This is a genomic window from Mesobacillus subterraneus (genome assembly GCF_023715485.1).
GTDB lineage: Bacteria > Bacillota > Bacilli > Bacillales > Cytobacillaceae > Mesobacillus > Mesobacillus subterraneus_B.
This window is the reverse complement of sequence record NZ_JAMBOF010000017.1, coordinates 50,851-69,250: the sequence shown is the minus strand read 5'-3', so window position 1 is coordinate 69,250 and position 18,400 is coordinate 50,851. Positions and strand designations below refer to the sequence as shown.

The following is an 18,400-nucleotide window of genomic DNA, read 5'->3' as shown; positions in this document are numbered from 1 at the left end:
CTTCACACCTTCCATTCCATTACAATCAACAGGTTTTAAAAACAACATTGGGCTTTAACAGAGCCATTGCTTTAAAAGCTTTTCGTGCAATTTCTTTTATTGTGCCTCGACAAAAAATCTTAACCGCCGACACTATTTTTCGCTATAATGAAATTGTCCAACTTTTTCTAGTATGATAAGGAGCAAAATGATGCCGCAAGACTATGAAAATTTCATCTTGAAAATCTACCAAAAGACTGGTATAAATCTTTCTCTATACAAAGAGGCGCAAATGAAGAGAAGGTTGACCTCACTTTATCAAAAAAAGGGCTATGCCTCGTTTGATGACTTTTTTCAGGCGCTTAACCGGGATAGTCAGCTTATGAATGAATTCCTGGACAGGATGACGATTAATGTATCTGAGTTTTATAGAAACGCAAAAAGATGGGAAGTCCTCGACAAGACTATACTGCCAGAGCTGCTAAGCAAAAATACCAACCCTAAAATCTGGAGTGCAGCATGTTCAACTGGTGAAGAGCCATACACGTTAGCAATGGTGCTATCGAAACATATGCCTCTATCGAAGCTTCAAATACTTGCGACAGACATTGATGAGAATGTCCTTGCGAAAGCAAGGCTTGGAATATATGCAGAACGCTCTCTAAATGAGGTGCCCAAGGAAATGATTAAAAAGTATTTCAGGCAGGATGGAGCATTTTTTGAGGTGGCGGATGAAATCAAAAATAATGTCGTCTTTAAAAAGCAGAATCTCCTTGCTGACCGCTTCGGAGGACCATTCGACTTGATTGTCTGCCGGAACGTCCTTATTTATTTTACTGAGGAAGCAAAGGAAAGTATCTATCATAAGTTCAGTTCGGCATTGAGGCCAGGAGGAATCCTTTTTGTTGGGAGCACCGAACAAATTTTTAATCCGGGTACATACGAATTTGAAACAGCAGATACGTTTTTCTACAGAAAGAAATAGCAAGGGGAGCCGGGAGTCCGAGCTCTCTTTTTCATATGAAAGGTTCCATCGAGATTTGCTTTTTTGCGAGTCTTCATCCTTCATGATAAAATAGCTTCATTCTAAAAACAGTACCATAAAAATTTCGAAATTATTAATTTATTGCTATTTTTCTTTTGAACTGTGTGATATATTAAAACAAATCCTTTAGCGAGTTGAAGGGGGAAAGTGCATGAGATATTTAACAGCTGGAGAGTCCCATGGACCTCAGCTTACAACCATTATTGAGGGGATGCCAGCAGGCATGCCACTTCTAGCAGAAGATATAAATCACGAACTTGCGCGCAGGCAGAAGGGCTATGGGCGTGGAAGAAGAATGCAAATCGAAAAAGACACAGTGCAAATAACGTCTGGCATCAGGCATGGGCAGACACTTGGTTCGCCAATTGCGCTTGTTGTTGAAAACAATGACTGGAAGCACTGGACTGGCATCATGGGGCAGGAACCGCTGGATGACCAGTCTCCCGAAGAGGTCAAAAGGAAAATTTCCAGGCCTCGGCCGGGTCACGCTGACTTAAACGGTGCGCTTAAATATGGGCACCGCGATATGAGAAATGTGCTAGAACGATCTTCCGCCCGTGAAACAACGGTAAGGGTTGCCGCGGGAGCTGCAGCGAAAAAATTATTATCATTACTGGGCATTGAATTAGCTGCCCATGTTGTCGAAATAGGCGGCGTAAAAGCAGGGAATAAGGTATTCACATCTCTTGCACAGCTAAGGGAAGTGACAGAAGAATCGCCAGTACGCTGTTTTGATGCTGAAGCAGGATTAAAGATGATGGAAGCTATTGATGAAGCAAAGCAAAACGGCGACTCCATTGGAGGTGTCGTGGAGGTAATCGCAGAGGGGATGCCGGCGGGCGTGGGGAGCTATGTCCATTACGACCGGAAGCTCGATGCAAAGCTTGCTGCGGCAATAGTTAGCATCAATGCATTTAAAGGTGTTGAAATTGGAATTGGCTTCGAAGCAGCCCGTAAACCTGGCAGCCAGGTGCATGATGAAATTGCATGGGAAGAAGGCAGGGGGTATTATCGCAAGACAAACCGGTTAGGCGGATTCGAAGGTGGTATGACGACAGGGATGCCAATTGTTGTCCGCGGAGTGATGAAGCCAATCCCGACTCTTTACAAGCCTTTGATGAGTGTGGATATAGATTCTAAAGAACCTTTTGCAGCAAGCATTGAGCGTTCAGACAGCTGTGCCGTACCGGCTGCTGCTGTCGTTGCTGAAAATGTTGTTGCCTGGGAGCTCGCTTCTTCCCTGGTCGATCAATTTTATTCAGACCGATTTGAGACACTTAAAGCATCGATCGAGGAGCAGAAAAGGACTGCGAGGGATTTTTAAGCATGCAGCAAATACAAATCAAAACTGCCACGAAGTCATATCCTGTGTACATAGGCCATGGCGCACTCAAGATGCTTGGAGAAATACTCAAAAAGGATTCAGGTAGCTATACAACCATCATGGTTATAACAGACGAAACGGTCGCCCAGCTTCACCTTCCTTATTTCCGAAAACAAGCAGGGCTGGAGAGCCTTGTGGAAAAAATCGTACCTGCAGGTGAAAAGGCAAAAACGTTTGATATCTATTATGATTGCCTATCTTCAGCGCTTGAAAATAAGCTTGACCGCAAATCACTGATCATATCCTTTGGCGGCGGAGCTGTCGGGGATTTGGCTGGATTCGTCGCTGCCACATACATGAGAGGAATCCGGTTCATACAAATTCCGACTACGATATTAGCCCACGACAGCGCCGTTGGAGGGAAGGTTGCCATCAATCATCCATTCGGCAAGAACATGATTGGTGCTTTCCATCAACCAGAAGCTGTTGTCTATGACCTGGATTTTATCAATTCACTGCCTGAAAAAGAAGTGAGATCGGGTTTTGCGGAAGTGATTAAGCACTCCCTTATTAGCGATAAAAATTTTTATAACTGGCTAACCTCAGAAATCGATTCTTTAGACAATATAGACGATAAGCAATTACTTGAGTTTTTAACAAAATGTATTCAAATAAAAGGTTCTGTTGTCGCCGAGGATGAACGTGAAACCGGCATTCGGGCATATTTGAATTTCGGGCACACGCTCGGACATGCAATCGAGGCAGAATCCGGATATGGCAAGGTGACGCACGGTGAGGCAGTGACGATTGGAATGGTATTTGCACTCCAATTAAGCAAGGCGCTGTTAGGATTGTCTTTTAACATTGAAGAGTTCAAGTCCTGGCTGAATAGCCTTGGGTACAAAACATCAATGCCAGCCGGCTTGTCAGCAGACCGCCTCATCTCAAGGATGAAGCAGGATAAAAAAGCTGTAAGCGAGACAGTTCGCTTTGTGCTTCTTGAAGAGGTTGGGTCTCCAATTCTTGCGGAAGTGCAAGGAGACGTGCTGCTCGAGAACCTGAAAATTTTTGAGGAGGAGGGGGAATCATTTGATTAGAGGAGTAAGAGGCGCTACCACGGTTAACCAGAATGATGAGGCTGAAATCGTCGCAGTAACTGAAAAGCTTTTAAGAAAGGCAATCAGTGCCAATAACATTATCCCAGATGAAGTTGCCTCAATATTTATATCTGCAACAGATGATGTCGATGCCGCTTTTCCTGCTAAGGCGCTAAGAAACATCGATGGCTGGACGCATGTTCCTGTCATGTGCATGAAAGAACTGGCAGTCCCCGGCTCACTTCGTAAATGTATCAGGGTCATGATCCATGTCAATACCGAAACTCCGCAGGAGGATATCAAACATATCTATCTTGAAGGAGCTGCAGGGTTAAGACCCGATTTGTAACTTTATACTTTTTCTAAAGCGGCAAAAAGTGTATGATAAATACATATTCTTTATCGCTTTAATTAGGTAATGAAATAAAGGGCAATATAAACGAGGTGGATAAGATGAGATGGAAAGAGCAGCTGTTAAAACTAAAACCGTACCAGCCTGGTAAATCAATCAATGAAGTCAAAAGGCAGTATGGTCTATCAGAGATTGTGAAATTAGCATCCAATGAAAATCCATTTGGATCATCAGATAAAGTACGATCTGAGATAACTGGATTCACTGGCAAATTTTCTGTTTATCCGGATGGCTACGCTACGGACCTTCGAGCCAGGCTCGCAGAGCATCTCGATGTCAAACAAGAACAGCTTATTCTCGGAAATGGGTCTGACGAAATCATCCAAATGATCTCACGCGGATTGCTTTCGCCTGAAACGAATACAGTGATGGCTGCTCCTACGTTCCCCCAGTATAGACACAACGGGATTATTGAGGGCTGTGAAATTAAAGAAATCCCACTAGTTGATGGAGCGCACGATTTGGAAAGCATGGCTGAGGCAATTGACTTGAACACTGCGGTTGTCTGGTTATGCTCCCCTAATAATCCAACTGGAATCTATATTAAAGAAGAAGAATTGATCGCTTTTTTATCACGAGTGCCGAGCGATGTTCTTGTTGTGCTTGATGAAGCGTACTTCGAATATGTGACTGCAGACGACTTCCACGATTCACTGCGATTGCTGGAGCAGTATAAAAATGTCATTGTTTTGAGGACTTTTTCAAAGATTTATGGCCTGGCTAGCTTCAGGGTAGGCTATGGAATTGCCCATGAAGAGACGATAGCAGCATTGGAGCCAGTGAGGGAACCCTTTAATGTAAATACCTTAGCGCAGGTTGCGGCAATTGCCGCGTTGGATGACAAGGAATTCATTGAGAGGTGCATACAAGAAAACACGGCTGGTTTAAAGCAGTTTTATCAATTTTGTGATGGAGCAGGGTTGAAGTATTATCAATCTCAAGGCAATTTCATTTTGATTGATTTTGCCGCAGATGGCCAGGAGGTCTTTCAATTCTTACTTGAGAGAGGATATATCGTCCGTTCAGGAAAAGCGCTCGGATTCCCGACCTGTGTAAGGATAACGATTGGATCAAGGGAACAAAATGCCGGTGTCATCGAAAAAATAAAAGAGTATCTGCAGATTGCCACAGCAGTTTCTAATTAAGGGCGTTGATGTAATTGAATGGCCGCGTATTTATCATTGGACTTGGATTAATTGGCGGCTCACTGGCTCTGTGCATCAAAGCGCAGCATCCTGAATCCGAGATTTATGGAATCGACGTAGATGATCATCAAGTGAATCTTGCCAAAATGCTCGGTATAATTGACGAGGCTGCCGTGAGCATAGAGTCAGGTGCCGCTGAAGCTGATCTAATCATTATTGCAACTCCTGTATCAACCGCTGGCAGGATTCTAGAGAGGTTAGCGGAAACCCCACTGAAAAATGACGTCATTGTAACGGATACCGGAAGCACCAAAGGTTTTATTACAGAAAAAGCATCCTGCCTGACTGAGAAGGGTATTACCTTTATTGGAGGTCATCCCATGGCAGGCTCGCATAAAAGCGGCATAGCGGCTGCAAAGAAATTCCTCTTTGAAAATGCATTTTATCTCCTGACACCGGCACATGGTGTCGAGAAAGATAAACTGATAGTTTTGGAAAAATGGCTTTCAGGCACAAAGGCTAAATTCCTTAATGTATCCGGAGGTGAGCACGATTATCTTACAGGGGTAGTCAGCCACTTTCCGCACATTATTGCTGCGTCACTTGTCCACCAGGCGGCCAAAGCAGAGGAGGGGAATTCCCTCGTAACTCGTTTGGCCGCAGGCGGCTTCAGGGATATTACCAGGATCGCATCAAGTAATCCGAAGATGTGGAGAGATATATTGCTCCAGAACCGGAAGGTACTCATTTCGCTGCTGGACGACTGGCAGGATGAAATGGACCGTGTCAAAGAAATGCTGAATGTTGGAAATGACGACGATATATATGAGTTTTTCAATTCGGCAAAAAAATTCAGGGATGGCCTTCCATCGAGCGATAAAGGCGCAATTCCCAGTTTTTATGACTTATTCGTTGATGTTCCGGATTATCCTGGGGTCATTTCAGAAATCACTGGATATCTGGCAGATGAAAGGATCAGCATAACGAACATTCGGATTCTTGAGACACGCGAAGATATTTATGGCGTGCTTGTGATCAGCTTTCAGACGCCTGAAGACCGCGCCCGGGCAGAACAATGTATCCGAAAACAAACGGACTATGGTACGTCTGTTGGAGAGTAAACTGAAGGAGCAGAAGTATGTCAGTTAAAAGGCTTATTACGAGTACAACTAAACTAAAGGGTGAAATCACTGTCCCTGGAGATAAATCCATTTCCCACCGGGCTGTCATGTTCGGTTCGATTGCCGATGGAATTACACATGTTCAAAATTTTCTTCCAGGTGAGGATTGTTTGAGCTCCATTTCCTGTTTTCGCAGCCTGGGGGCTGAAATAAATCAGAACGGAAGCGAAGTAATCATAGTGGGAAAAGGGTTGGGCGGTTTGAAGAAACCGGAAAAAACTCTTTATGTTGGGAACTCAGGGACAACGATTCGACTGATGCTTGGAATCCTTTCAGGCCTACCATTCGAATCAAGCCTGGAAGGTGATGAATCGATTGCGAAAAGACCAATGACTAGGGTGACGATCCCGCTATCCGAAATGGGAGCCGATATTTCCGGAAGGAATAAAGGTGAGTTTACTCCTCTTACTGTCAAAGGCCAAAAATTGAAGGGTATTACATATGAACTGCCAGTCGCGAGCGCCCAGGTGAAATCAGCGATCTTGCTGGCTGGGATGCAGGCTGAAGGAACGACGACCGTCGTCGAACCCGTAAAAACAAGAGACCATACGGAACGCATGATTATTCAATTTGGGGGAAGTATTGAACGGACTGGTGATAAGGTCGTTGTTAACGGGGGCCAAAACCTTGTCGCCGCTAACATAGTAGTGCCGGGGGATATCTCCTCGGCTGCATTTTTCCTTGCAGCAGGCGCAATAATCCCTGAGAGTGAGATTTTACTGAAAAATGTCGGCTTGAATCCAACGCGGACCGGAATCATCGATGTCCTTAAAGCTATGGGAGCAGACATTACAATTGAACCATATGAAAATGGAGCTTCAGAACCCGCAGGAGATATCCGGGTAACATATTCCGAACTCCAGGGTACAACGGTCGAAGGTGAGTTGATCCCAAGGCTGATTGATGAAATACCTGTCATAGCGCTGCTCGCAACCCAGGCCAATGGCAGAACAATCATAAAGGATGCTGCTGAGCTGAAGGTGAAAGAAACAAACCGGATTGATACCGTTGTAAATGAGTTAAGCAAACTTGGCGCGAAAATAGAGGCAACGGAAGACGGAATGATTATTGATGGCAAGACAAATCTTAAGGGAGGAACCGTGTCAGCTCACGGCGACCACCGGATCGGGATGATGCTGTCAATTGCAGCACTGCTCTGCAGTGATGATGTAACACTTGAGCAAAGTGATTCGGTTTCAGTCTCATATCCTGGATTTTTTGGAGACTTGTACTCTTTGATTTAGCTTATATGCTCGATTAAATGAAAAACTCAGGCAATCAACCTGGCTGCAAACATAAAGAAAGGTTCGAGGCAAATATCACTTTCATTCAAAAAAAATTGTAGGCCTTTCCAGCAACCAGGGAGGGCCTGCATGCATTAATAAGGACCCCGATTTAACTAAGTTGCATATTTTTTCTTTTTTTATTTCTCGTTGTTTCAGTTAGCTGAGCAGTTAGTCTAAAAGACCTTATGATTATGCTGACATTTAAATAAGGTTCGATCTTTTCAAAAAGTACCCAACTGAACGTTATAATCTAAATATTGCTGCATAGTCTGTCATAAGACCGATAAAGGAGTGGTTTTATGACATACATTATAGAAAATGTCCATCTTCTTAAGGGACAAGCCTCGACTGAAACGAGTATGCTGGTTGAAGGTCAAAAGATTCTCGCTTCGAGACCTTCCTTCAATATGCATAACCATATGCGTATGGATGCAAGTGCTTATATTATGACCCCTACTCATGTCCTCTTTGATCCTAATCTCCCATTAACGGGATCGTTCCAAGAGAGAAAAGATCATTACCTAAAAAACTTCATCATGAGAGGAAGCACGATCGTGTTAACGACAGTCAAAGTCCAGTTTGAGCGGGAACTGGATTCTAAACTCAGGCAACTCAAAAGTGACCTGATAGATTGTCCGATCGATTATGTAATTGGAGTAAGCATTCCCTCTCGCCTGCTGAACCCTGGATTTATAAGAAAATGCAAGCGGGCGAAGATTCCTGCTATTTTTTTGGAAATCAAGGATATGAAAGAATTGGTCAACATACCGTGGGGATGGGTAAAGGAAGCGCTGTTTCCATATAACAGCCCAATCATTCCGGTCCTTCCAGAAAATAAGAGCAAAAAGGCAAAACAACTACAGCTTAATGCATGGACTGAATTGATGAAAAAAGAGAAGGTTCCTGCTGTTCATGAAGATTTAACTGATGCAGGCCCGATTACAAGATTCGTTTTAAAGAAAACCGGTATTTTTCCCAATAAATCGAATTTACACAGCGGAGGAGAGCTCAGCTATAATTTATACTATAAAAATCCAGAAACGGAACATAGAGATGAATACGGGCTGTACTTTCATGCAAAAAATCTTGCTGTCACAGTCGACAAAGGCAGGGTCATCCGAGCAGGAAGTGAGGTTTATTATCGTCCCGGAAAGGGAGAGAATGTTATAATTAAGACACCTGGATTTTTCACAGATAATTATTGATTAGACTTCCGTATTAGTTAGGGAAGTCGTAATTATAGAGATAGGATGATATGGATGATTGGAGTAAATGAAATAACGGCTTTAATTGAAAATGGACAGCTTGAGAAGGCATTGGCTGCTTATCAAGAAATCTTGGCTAACGGCAGTGATGAAGAAAAATTCCTGCTTTCTGAAGAGTTGTTCCGCTTTGGGTTCATGGAAGAGACGGAAGCATTGCTCGAAAGTCTGCTAACAAATTACCCGGATGAAGGTGAATTGCACGTATTGCTGGCAGAAACCCGAATCGAGCTTGGCAAGGAGGAAGAAGCCATGCTTTCACTTGAGAAGGTGAGTGAAGACGACCCTGCATTTCCACAGGCTTTGCTGCTTCTTGCAGATCTTTACCAGATGGAAGGTTTGTTTGAGGTAAGTGAAAAAAAGCTTCTTGAGGCGAAAAGGCTGCTGCCAGAGGAGCCAGTTATAGACTTTGCACTTGGAGAACTCTTTGCGCATCAGGGAAAACTAGCAGAAGCAATCCAGTATTATGAAACTGTCCTCAAATCGCACGAAGAAATCGGCGGTGTGAATATCAACCAACGGATGGCGGAAACGTTAAGTGCTGGAGGATCGTTCGAAGAAGCGCTCCATTTTTATGAAAAGGCCATTGAACAAAAATTGGAAATAAATACTCTGTTCGGCTTTGCCTTTACCGCCCTCCAAGCCGGCTATAACCAAACTGCAATCGAAAAGTTTGAAGAGCTTAAAGCGCTTGACCCAGAATACCATTCGCTTTATTTATATCTTGCAAAAGCCTATGAACGGGAAGAAATGGTTACAGATGCATTTGAAACTGTAAAGCTGGGAATTGAACAGGATGAGTTCAATAAAGACTTATACTTCTATGGCGGGAAATTAGCGCTTAAACTACCAGATGAAGAAGCTGCAGAAAAGCTGCTCCGCGAATCCATTGCGCTTGATCCGGGGTTCACAGAGGGGGTACTTGTCCTGAATAAGCTTTTGATTAAGCAGGAACGCTATGAAGATGTGCTTGACCTGATCCGCGAAGCAGACCTGAACGAAGAGGAAGAGGAACCGCAGCTTCTCTGGGATGAGGCCGTTGCATTCCAGCACATTGAAGATTTTTCACAGGCATTAAACAAATACTACCTAGCATATACTTTCTTTAAAGACAACAAAGAATTTTTAACAGATTACGGATATTTTTTAATTGAAGAAGGAAAAATGACCGAGGCCGCCGAAATTTTTAGTAAGTTAGTTGAAAAAGAACCTGGCAATGAAGAATTCCGTGAATTGTTAGAACGGTTAACGGATGAACAGTAAGCTTTAAAAAATTTGAGTTATGCAGAGGAGGGATTCAAAAATGACAACCCCTGTATCTGTCAACGAGAAGAAGGATTTTATCCGCTGGTTTTTAAACCATTACCAGCTGAAGAGGCGGGAATGCGTTTGGATCCTTAACTACTTGATGAGCCATGACCAGCTGATGGAAAAAGTCCATTTTGTGGAAAATGCTCAAAATTGCCCTAGGGGATTAGTCATGTCGACCCATTGCGTTGATGAGGTGCCTTTCCGCTTCTTTAAAGAAAATGTGATGACGACAGACGCAGAGAAGTCTTTCCATGATATTCGTTTGAACAGGGAAGAAGAGATTTACATCCAATTGAATTTCCATGCTTCAAACAAAGCCCACCAATTTGCGGCGGTATTGGAAGAAAACCCTTATATGCCAGGGCAGCTCCAAATCACTGAAAGCGACAAAATGGTAGCGGAAAGATTCCTCGAGGAAAGCATCCAGAAGTTCCAAAAAGACAAACTGCTGACTTTGATCGATCAAGCTCTGGACAGCCAGGACCAGGAAGCTTTTGCACACCTAACAGAACAATTAAAAAGAATAGGTGCAGTTAATTTATCATAGCTTGCTTTGACAGCAGGCTTTTTATTTTGCCTTAGTGCAGCTTTTATATTGATTGTTTGTATGGGCAATTCGACCGACAAGCCAATAGCAAGATTCGGCCATTAATGTATCAAAAATGTCGCAGGTTAAGGCGAAACGGTAAATAAGAAGGTTTAAAAATGCCCGAATGTCTTCAAGTAGCAAAAAGGGGACATAAACCGAACCTATATTAATGCTGTCCCTTATCTATAAAAATACGGAAACTTAGGTCCTAAACAATTCGAAAACTGACTTTTAAAATGGTATTATAGAAAATGAATTTACAGATGGCTGTTTTTCGCATCGAGTGTTGCTTTTCAGGTAACCTGATTTACGAAAAGAGCCTAATTGATAGATGGAGATGGTAGAGTATGAAATGGGTGGCTGCAGACGTTGAGATGTACCAAAAGGCGGCTGAGTATGTAGATACTGCGGTTATACCGCTCATGCCGGTTTCTTTCGGCGAGGATATGAAACAAAATGCATCCATGGCTGAGTTTGTTGGGATACTTACAGGTCAGATTGAGAAACAGTTTAAGGGACGAATTTTCCTTTTGCCTGGCTTTGTATACATAAAAGGAAACGAAGGCAGCCTTAAAGCTTTGCAGGAATGGGAAAATACTTTATTGGACAAGCAGTTCAAGCATGTTTTTTATGTCACTTCAGACAGCAGCTGGAGACATCATGAGAAGGAGTTGTCGGGGGACCTGTTATGGCTGCCGTCGCTTCCGTTGGAGAATATGCAGGAACAGCAAAAAGTATCGATTGTGGATGACCAGGTGAAGCAGTTATTATCCTTGTTTACAGAGAAATGGCAGGACGAATGACACCCATGTATCTTTTATCACTGCTAAAAATGTTTTCAACATAGTATTATATTGATTTTGTAATCAGATTGATATATCATGGTTATGTCCTAGTTTTAAAATGTGTTTAAATTATGTCCGTTGGGGACTTAACTTGGGAATAGAGGGGGGAATAGCGTGAGTAAGCATCGTGTTTCAAGACGTCAATTCTTAAACTATACTCTTACAGGTGTAGGCGGTTTCATGGCTGCAGGGATGCTGATGCCAATGGTTCGTTTTGCCGTTGATCCTGTACTTAAGGGAGAAGATGCGGGAGATTTTATCGCGACTCCATTGAAGGTCGCAGATATCACTAATGAACCGCAAAAGGTAAACTTTACTTTCACTCAAAAAGATGCGTGGTATGAATCAGAGGAAACAGGTACAGCATGGATTTTCAAGAATGAAGAAGGAAAAGTCATTGCACTGTCGCCTGTATGTAAACACCTTGGCTGTGTTGTAGACTGGAATACGGACAAGAAAAATCAGAACAGATTCTTCTGTCCTTGCCACTACGGCCTTTACGAAAAAGATGGAACAAACGTGCCTGGCACACCGCCGTTGGCACCACTGGATGTATATCCAACAAAAGAAAAAGACGGGTTCATTTATGTAGGCAAAGCCGAACCGCGGAAGGGGGCGTAATCTTTGTTAAACAAAATTTACGATTGGGTAGATGAGCGTTTGGATATTACGCCTATGTGGCGCGATATCGCAGACCATGAGGTTCCCGAGCACGTTAACCCGGCGCACCACTTTTCCGCGTTCGTGTATTGCTTTGGCGGTCTGACGTTCTTCATCACTGTCATTCAGATCCTATCCGGGATGTTCCTGACAATGTATTATGTGCCAGACATCAAGAATGCATGGGAATCTGTATATTATCTTCAAAATCAAGTAGCTTTCGGACAAATTGTCCGCGGAATGCATCACTGGGGTGCGAGCCTTGTCATCGTTATGATGTTCTTACATACGCTACGCGTGTTTTTCCAGGGCGCTTATAAAAAACCTCGTGAATTGAACTGGGTTGTCGGAGTTTTAATTTTCTTCGTAATGCTTGGCTTAGGCTTGACTGGATACTTGCTTCCATGGGATATGAAAGCATTGTTCGCGACTAAGGTAACCCTGCAGATCGCAGAAGCTGTTCCATTGATTGGGCCGTCCATTAAAACACTGCTTTCCGGACATTCAACAATCGTAGGTGCACAGACCTTGACTCGTTTCTTCGCGATCCACGTATTCTTCCTGCCAGGAGCACTTCTTGGCTTAATGGGAGCGCACTTCATCATGATTCGTAAGCAAGGTATTTCAGGTCCATTGTAAAATTCGAATGAATATGTTGTGCGGATTGAAATTCGTTCAACGATACGGAAAAAAGGAGGGGATTGCTCGATGCATCGTGGTAAAGGTATGAAGTTCGTAGGTGACTCTCGGGTACCTGCTGAACGTAAGCCTAATATTCCGAAAGACTATTCGGAATACCCTGGCAAAACGGAAGCGTTTTGGCCAAACTTCCTGTTGAAAGAATGGATGGTTGGAGCTGTTTTCCTTATTGGATTCTTGAGCTTAACAATTGCTCACCCGTCTCCGCTTGAGAGGATTGCCGACCCTACTGATACAGGATATATTCCGCTGCCAGACTGGTATTTCTTATTCTTATATCAATTGCTTAAATATTCTTATGCTTCTGGTCCTTATACAGTTATCGGGGCTTTGGTTATCCCGGGACTTGCTTTTGGAGCACTGATGCTTGCACCGTTCATTGACCGCGGCCCTGAACGCCGTCCGTCAAAACGCCCGCTTGCAACTGGCTTCATGCTATTGGCAATTGCTTCAGTTTTCTATCTTACATGGGAATCCGTTGCCCACCATGACTGGGAAGCAGCAAAGAAGCAAGGTGCGATTTCTGATGTGGAAATCGATAAGAACTCAGATGGATACAAAATTGCCCAGGCGCAGACTTGTACTTCCTGCCATGGCGGTGAACTTTCCGGCGGTGCTGCAGCGCCAAGTTTAGTTGATACTAAAATGAGCGCTGAAGAAATCGCTGACGTTGCTAAAAATGGTAAGGGCAGTATGCCTGCAGTCTTCAAAGGTACTGACGAGGAACTCAAGACACTTGCCGAGTTCATTGATGGCTTAAGTAAATAACAGCTAAAAGAGCCTGCAAAACTTGCAGGCTCTTTTTTGCGCCATACGGTATACATAAAGGCTGTTTTTGCAAAGAATGTTGTTGTTGTAGGAGCAACAAAGTTTACGAAAAGGGCCTGCATAAAGTTAAGGTCTACTTGGTTTATTTTCTATAAACTGCCATAATAGTGATAGAAAACTTTGGAATGGAGATTATCATGATGATCAAAAGAATATATCCTTTATTGGGGAATAAAACGGTCCTTTGGCTGTTATTTTGGGTAAATGTATTAGGGACTGCCTATGGGTACTATTGGTATAAATGGCAGCTTGTAGATACCCCGCCGGAATTTTTGCTTTTTGTTCCTGACAGCCCGACTGCCAGCCTGTTTTTTGTTTTTGTCCTGGCAGCCTTGCTGCTGGGTAAAAACTGGCCGCTCATGGAAGCGCTCGCCATTGTCAGCCTGTTCAAATACGGGATATGGGCTGTGGTGATGAACTTTTTAGTTTTTATTGTATCAGGACAGCTTGACTGGATTGGGCTTATGCTGATGGCATCCCATTTCGCGATGGCGGTTGAAGGCATTCTCTATTCGCCATTTTACCGGATAAAGGGATGGCATCTTGTTGTCGCTGCTATCGTCGTACTTCATAACGAGATAATCGATTATGTGTTTAAGATGATGCCTAGGTACCATACGCTAGATTTATACATGGACCAAATAGGGTATTTCACATTCTGGCTTAGCATCCTCTCAATAGGGATCGGCTATTATTTCGCACTCCGCCCGGGCAGGTTTTCCTTATCCATAAAAACATTCCGTTAAGACTTTTTAAATTTGGTCTAACCTTGTCCACTCTCTCATACATTTTAATAGTATTTAGAGGGGGGACAGGAATGAAAGCAAAATTTCTTATATTATTTTCGGTGCTGCTGTTGATTGCACCGTTCGCAGCATATGCCGAACCAACGTCGCCTGTGGATGAACTGGACAACATTTCAGATGAAGCACTTCAAATGGTGAAGCTCCACCGCTATGAGGATGCGAGCAGGCTGCTTAAGCATTTTTCAGAAGAATTCCTCAGTGTCACAGGAAATGGCACACCTTTTTCAATGGATGAACTGCGTATCATCACTGTAGCTCATGACGAAGCAATTGAAGCGGCAGCCAGTGCGGAAATGGAACATAATGAAAGAATGAACCGCGTGACTAAATTCAGGCTAGTTATCGACGCGATCGCATCAACACACCAGCCGTTATGGACAGAGATGGAAGGTCCAATCATGACGGTTTTCAATGATATGAAACAAGCTGCTTATGAGGGTGACAATGATCAATTCCACTCCAATCTTAATTCATTCCTGTCTTTATATAATGTGATTTATCCGAGCTTGAAAATCGACATCACGCCGGATCGGATTCAGAAAGTCGATGCCAAGGTGAGTTTTATTGATCAGTATCGCCCGCAGGTTTTAACGGAGGCCTCTAGCCAGGACGAACTGGAAGCATTGGAAGCTGATTTGCAGAATATTTTTGACGATATGACTGAGGATGAGGCAGACCCGTCACTTTGGTGGGTGATAATTTCTACTGGAAGCATCATTATTCTTACATTGTCCTATGTAGGCTGGAGAAAATACAAAGGTGACCATGATAAATCGAAAAATGTTCAAAAAGAGCGGAAAAATTGACACCGAATACCAGCATTTATAAAATAGATAGTAACAACATGAGCTGTTAGGAGGTTCTCGATGTATTTAATCTACTTTGCGATTATTATTTTGATCCCGCTTTGGGCTCAATTCAGAGTAAAAGGAACATACAAAAAATATTCCCAGGTTGCCTCAGCTTCTCATCTGACTGGTGCGGAAGTAGCGCGGAAAATCCTGGATGATAACGGATTATACAATGTCGGCGTTGAGGAAACAAGAGGTTATTTAAGCGACCATTATGATCCGCGCTCCAAAGTGGTACGGTTATCGTCACAGAACTTTTTTGGGCATTCTGTTGCCGCTGCTGCAATCGCAGCACATGAGGTTGGCCATGCTATTCAGGATGCAGAAGACTACTCATTCCTCCGCTTCCGTCATGCCCTCGTCCCGGTTGCGAACCTTGGATCCAATTTTTCTTGGATTCTGATCATGATCGGTATATTTGCAAACTTAAGCGGAATGCTCTTGCTTGGCATCCTTTTTATGGCAGCAGCAGTTGTATTCCAGGTCATCACATTGCCGGTTGAATTCAATGCTTCTAACCGTGCCATGGACCAGGTAGTTTCCGCAGGTATCATCAGGAATGATGAAGAAAGAGAAACAAAAAAGGTACTAAACGCAGCTGCTTTGACATATGTAGCGGCCGCTGCAGTAGCAGTTTTGGAACTTGTGCGCTTGTTATTGATTTACACAGGCATGACAAGAGACGAATAACACTATAAAAAAATCCGGACAATTTTGTCCGGATTTTTTATCTTTCTAAAGGCAGTTTATTTTCATCAAGGGTGAACCCTTCACCCAATACGTCGTGAACAACCGTTACCGATACAAATGCGTGCGGATCCACTGAATTGATCACACTTTTGAGGCGGACAATTTCATTCTTCGCCACTACGCAATAGAGAACATCTCTCTCTGCTTTAGTGTATGATCCTACAGCTTTTAAGCTGGTGACTCCCCGGTCCATTTCCTTCATGATTTTAGCCGCTATGTCCTCATTCTTATCCGAGATGATCATTGCGCCTCTGGCTGCGTAAGAACCTTCCTGCATGAAATCAATCACTCGCGCACCGACAAACACAACAACAAGCGTATACATTGCCTCGCGGTAATTCAAATATGTAATTAGGGAAAGTGTAATGACGCCAAAATCAAACATGAACATCGTCCGGCCCATTGTCCAGCCAAAATATTTTTGTGCCAGCCTTGCTATGATATCAACTCCGCCGGTCGTCCCGCCGTAACGGAAGATAATTCCTAAGCCGATACCGATGAACACCCCTGCGAAGAGGGCCGCCAAAAATAAGTCTTCGTATAATGGCATCTCAATTTGATACTTTTGGAAGACACCTAGAAAAACGGATACTCCTACTGTCCCGATGATTGTATAAATAAAAACGCTTCGTCCAAGCAGTTTCCATCCCAGGAAAAATAACGGCAGGTTCAACAGTAGATTGGTAATCGAAGGAGACCATCCGAATACAAAATATAGCAGGAGCGTAATCCCTGTAAAACCGCCTTCTGCAAGGTTATTCTGCATATTGAAATGCACAAGGCCAAATGAAAAAATAGCCGCACCAAGCAAAATGAAAAATATGTTTTTGAATTTCAGTCCATAAAGCAAAATCATTCCTCCTAATAGCACAACTAAAAATACCAGTTGAAGCGCTTATATTATATAAAATAAAAGGTACTAGGGCAATCTTTTACAGGAGGCTTTTAAGATAGAGTTCCCGTTAGCTAGTGTTAACAACCCTTGTTTTCAGGCCTTCTGAAAAATATTCTTATCAAATGGTTGCTAACAGTGTCAGGAGGATTTATCCAAGTGGCAATAATATTAATAAAAGCGATTAAATTTAGCTTGAAATAAAAATATTTGTCAAAGCTTCTGCATTAAGCTAACATCGATATAGAAAAGCATAAAGAAAAGCATACATATGAAGGTTGGGTGAATTGCTTGAGCGAAAACAAAACGGTTAAAGAACTCCAGCAGGAAGTGGATTCTTACATCAGCCAGTTTAAGGAAGGTTACTTCAGCCCGCTCGCATTGATGGCACGCATGACCGAGGAACTTGGCGAACTTGCGCGTGAAGTGAACCATTACTATGGAGAGAAACCAAAAAAGCACGATGAAGAAGAAAAAACAATTGAAGAAGAGCTGGGAGATATGTTGTTTGTCATGATTTGTTTCGCCAACTCATTAAATATTGATCTAGAAAAAGCGCATGACAAAGTCATGAATAAGTTCAACACAAGAGATAAAGATCGCTGGACAAGGAAAGACAGCTAAAGGAGATTAGATAATGAATAAAGTTAAAATAGTCATTGCAGGGCCTCGCGGCAGGATGGGAAGAGAAGCTGTTCAGCTTGTACTGGATACGGAAAATTATGAACTGGCAGGAGTAGTGGACAGGAAACACGAAGGAATGAAGCTTGCCGAGCTTGAGGGTTTCCCTGAGAGTGACGCGCTAATCTATACAGATTTCGAAAAATGTCTTCAGGAAGTAGAGCCGGATGTACTGATTGATTTAACGACTCCAGAAGTAGGGATGTTCCATACGAAGACAGCATTGAAATATAAGGTTCGTCCTGTAGTAGGAACAACAGGTTTTTCAAAGGAAGACCTGGATGAACTTGAGCACCTATGCACGGAACAAGAGACAGGATGCATCATTGCCCCTAATTTTGCCGTAGGTGCAGTATTAATGATGAAGTTCTCGCAAATGGCTGCCAAGTATTTCAGCGATGTCGAAATCATCGAGCTTCATCATGACAATAAGCTTGATGCTCCTTCAGGAACTGCAGTGAAAACAGCGCAAATGATAGCCGACGTTCGTGAGCCTAAAAAACAGGGACATCCAGAAGAAAAGGAAACCTTGCAAGGAGCACGCGGCGCTGAATATGAAGGTATGCACATCCATTCGGTCAGGCTGCCAGGTCTAATTGCACACCAGCAAGTGTTGTTCGGCGCTGATGGCCAAACTCTTACAATCCGTCATGATTCGTACAATCGGAACTCCTTCATGTCCGGTGTGAAGCTTGCGGTGGATACCGTCATGAAAATGGATTCGTTTGTATATGGATTAGAGAATATTATTGAATAG

Annotated in this window: 20 protein-coding genes; 19 read left to right on the top strand and 1 reads right to left on the bottom strand. The window is 43.2% G+C overall.

The features are described from left to right. The first annotated feature begins 190 nt into the window (after positions 1–190). The 17 genes from M3204_RS19595 (at position 191) to M3204_RS19515 (ending at position 16,010) form a co-directional block, all read left to right on the top strand. Positions 191–964, top strand: a complete 774-nt coding sequence (locus tag M3204_RS19595; protein WP_251486622.1) for a CheR family methyltransferase — start codon at positions 191–193, stop codon at positions 962–964. 211 nt (positions 965–1,175) lie between these two features. Then, entirely contained in the window at positions 1,176–2,348 is a 1,173-nt protein-coding gene (gene aroC, locus M3204_RS19590) for a chorismate synthase (protein ID WP_251486523.1), read from the top strand. A 2-nt stretch (positions 2,349–2,350) separates the two neighbouring features. Beyond that, complete coding sequence (aroB, locus tag M3204_RS19585) at positions 2,351–3,445, top strand: 3-dehydroquinate synthase (RefSeq protein ID WP_251486521.1); 1,095 nt, start codon at positions 2,351–2,353, stop codon at positions 3,443–3,445. Next, the gene (gene aroH, locus M3204_RS19580) at positions 3,438–3,794 is read left to right on the top strand and encodes a chorismate mutase (RefSeq protein ID WP_251486519.1); all 357 of its coding nucleotides are present in this window, start codon (positions 3,438–3,440) and stop codon (positions 3,792–3,794) included. Before aroB ends, aroH begins: the two co-directional genes overlap by 8 nt. 104 nt (positions 3,795–3,898) lie before the next feature. After that, complete coding sequence (hisC, locus tag M3204_RS19575) at positions 3,899–5,002, top strand: histidinol-phosphate transaminase (RefSeq protein ID WP_251486517.1); 1,104 nt, start codon at positions 3,899–3,901, stop codon at positions 5,000–5,002. 14 nt (positions 5,003–5,016) lie between these two features. After that, positions 5,017–6,123, top strand: coding sequence for a prephenate dehydrogenase (locus M3204_RS19570; RefSeq protein ID WP_251486514.1), 1,107 nt, complete (start codon positions 5,017–5,019; stop codon positions 6,121–6,123). Positions 6,124–6,140: 17 nt separating this feature from the next. After that, complete coding sequence (gene aroA / locus M3204_RS19565; protein WP_251486510.1) at positions 6,141–7,427, top strand: 3-phosphoshikimate 1-carboxyvinyltransferase; 1,287 nt, start codon at positions 6,141–6,143, stop codon at positions 7,425–7,427. Between the two features lie 341 nt (positions 7,428–7,768). Further along, a complete protein-coding gene (locus M3204_RS19560) occupies positions 7,769–8,674 on the top strand; it encodes a hypothetical protein (protein ID WP_251486507.1) in 906 nt (301 codons plus the stop codon). Positions 8,675–8,728: 54 nt separating this feature from the next. After that, positions 8,729–9,994: a tetratricopeptide repeat protein gene (locus M3204_RS19555; protein WP_251486504.1), complete on the top strand. Its 1,266-nt coding sequence runs from the start codon at positions 8,729–8,731 to the stop codon at positions 9,992–9,994. A gap of 40 nt (positions 9,995–10,034) precedes the next feature. Then, entirely contained in the window at positions 10,035–10,589 is a 555-nt protein-coding gene (locus tag M3204_RS19550) for a ReoY family proteolytic degradation factor (RefSeq protein ID WP_251486501.1), read from the top strand. A 389-nt stretch (positions 10,590–10,978) separates the two neighbouring features. Further along, positions 10,979–11,434: a YpiF family protein gene (locus M3204_RS19545; protein ID WP_251486497.1), complete on the top strand. Its 456-nt coding sequence runs from the start codon at positions 10,979–10,981 to the stop codon at positions 11,432–11,434. 156 nt (positions 11,435–11,590) lie between these two features. After that, positions 11,591–12,097: a ubiquinol-cytochrome c reductase iron-sulfur subunit gene (locus tag M3204_RS19540; protein WP_353056016.1), complete on the top strand. Its 507-nt coding sequence runs from the start codon at positions 11,591–11,593 to the stop codon at positions 12,095–12,097. Positions 12,098–12,100: 3 nt separating this feature from the next. After that, entirely contained in the window at positions 12,101–12,775 is a 675-nt protein-coding gene (gene qcrB, locus M3204_RS19535) for a menaquinol-cytochrome c reductase cytochrome b subunit (RefSeq protein ID WP_251486494.1), read from the top strand. Positions 12,776–12,844: 69 nt separating this feature from the next. Then, positions 12,845–13,603 (top strand): menaquinol-cytochrome c reductase cytochrome b/c subunit, encoded by a 759-nt coding sequence (locus M3204_RS19530; protein WP_251486491.1) that lies wholly within the window; start codon positions 12,845–12,847, stop codon positions 13,601–13,603. 203 nt (positions 13,604–13,806) lie between these two features. Further along, positions 13,807–14,409, top strand: a complete 603-nt coding sequence (locus tag M3204_RS19525) for a DUF1405 domain-containing protein (protein ID WP_251486616.1) — start codon at positions 13,807–13,809, stop codon at positions 14,407–14,409. A gap of 71 nt (positions 14,410–14,480) precedes the next feature. Further along, complete coding sequence (gene ypjB, locus M3204_RS19520; protein ID WP_251486489.1) at positions 14,481–15,275, top strand: sporulation protein YpjB; 795 nt, start codon at positions 14,481–14,483, stop codon at positions 15,273–15,275. A gap of 60 nt (positions 15,276–15,335) precedes the next feature. Then, on the top strand, positions 15,336–16,010 hold the full coding sequence (locus tag M3204_RS19515; protein ID WP_251486487.1) for a zinc metallopeptidase: 675 nt from the start codon (positions 15,336–15,338) through the stop codon (positions 16,008–16,010). A gap of 37 nt (positions 16,011–16,047) precedes the next feature. On the opposite strand, the gene M3204_RS19510 is transcribed toward M3204_RS19515, so the two are convergent. Beyond that, positions 16,048–16,920, bottom strand: coding sequence for a YitT family protein (locus M3204_RS19510; RefSeq protein WP_251486485.1), 873 nt, complete (start codon positions 16,918–16,920; stop codon positions 16,048–16,050). Between the two features lie 324 nt (positions 16,921–17,244). Here M3204_RS19510 and M3204_RS19505 point away from each other — a divergent pair, with 324 nt between their 5' ends. Together M3204_RS19505 and dapB are read left to right on the top strand one after the other, a co-directional pair. Beyond that, a complete protein-coding gene (locus tag M3204_RS19505; RefSeq protein ID WP_435367704.1) occupies positions 17,245–17,586 on the top strand; it encodes a nucleotide pyrophosphohydrolase in 342 nt (113 codons plus the stop codon). Positions 17,587–17,599: 13 nt separating this feature from the next. Then, positions 17,600–18,400 carry a 4-hydroxy-tetrahydrodipicolinate reductase gene (gene dapB / locus M3204_RS19500; RefSeq protein WP_251486479.1) on the top strand — a complete coding sequence of 267 codons (801 nt, stop codon included), beginning with the start codon at positions 17,600–17,602 and terminating at the stop codon, positions 18,398–18,400.

Bases quoted from the DNA above. Each gene is read 5' to 3' on its own strand.
- M3204_RS19595 (WP_251486622.1), top strand. From the start codon at position 191: ATGCCGCAAGACTATGAAAATTTCATCTTGAAAATCTACCAAAAGACT.
- aroC (WP_251486523.1), top strand. From the start codon at position 1,176: ATGAGATATTTAACAGCTGGAGAGTCCCATGGACCTCAGCTTACAACC.
- aroB (WP_251486521.1), top strand. From the start codon at position 2,351: ATGCAGCAAATACAAATCAAAACTGCCACGAAGTCATATCCTGTGTAC.
- hisC (WP_251486517.1), top strand. From the start codon at position 3,899: ATGAGATGGAAAGAGCAGCTGTTAAAACTAAAACCGTACCAGCCTGGT.
- aroA (WP_251486510.1), top strand. From the start codon at position 6,141: ATGTCAGTTAAAAGGCTTATTACGAGTACAACTAAACTAAAGGGTGAA.
- M3204_RS19560 (WP_251486507.1), top strand. From the start codon at position 7,769: ATGACATACATTATAGAAAATGTCCATCTTCTTAAGGGACAAGCCTCG.
- M3204_RS19555 (WP_251486504.1), top strand. From the start codon at position 8,729: ATGATTGGAGTAAATGAAATAACGGCTTTAATTGAAAATGGACAGCTT.
- M3204_RS19550 (WP_251486501.1), top strand. From the start codon at position 10,035: ATGACAACCCCTGTATCTGTCAACGAGAAGAAGGATTTTATCCGCTGG.
- M3204_RS19545 (WP_251486497.1), top strand. From the start codon at position 10,979: ATGAAATGGGTGGCTGCAGACGTTGAGATGTACCAAAAGGCGGCTGAG.
- M3204_RS19530 (WP_251486491.1), top strand. From the start codon at position 12,845: ATGCATCGTGGTAAAGGTATGAAGTTCGTAGGTGACTCTCGGGTACCT.
- ypjB (WP_251486489.1), top strand. From the start codon at position 14,481: ATGAAAGCAAAATTTCTTATATTATTTTCGGTGCTGCTGTTGATTGCA.
- M3204_RS19515 (WP_251486487.1), top strand. From the start codon at position 15,336: ATGTATTTAATCTACTTTGCGATTATTATTTTGATCCCGCTTTGGGCT.
- dapB (WP_251486479.1), top strand. From the start codon at position 17,600: ATGAATAAAGTTAAAATAGTCATTGCAGGGCCTCGCGGCAGGATGGGA.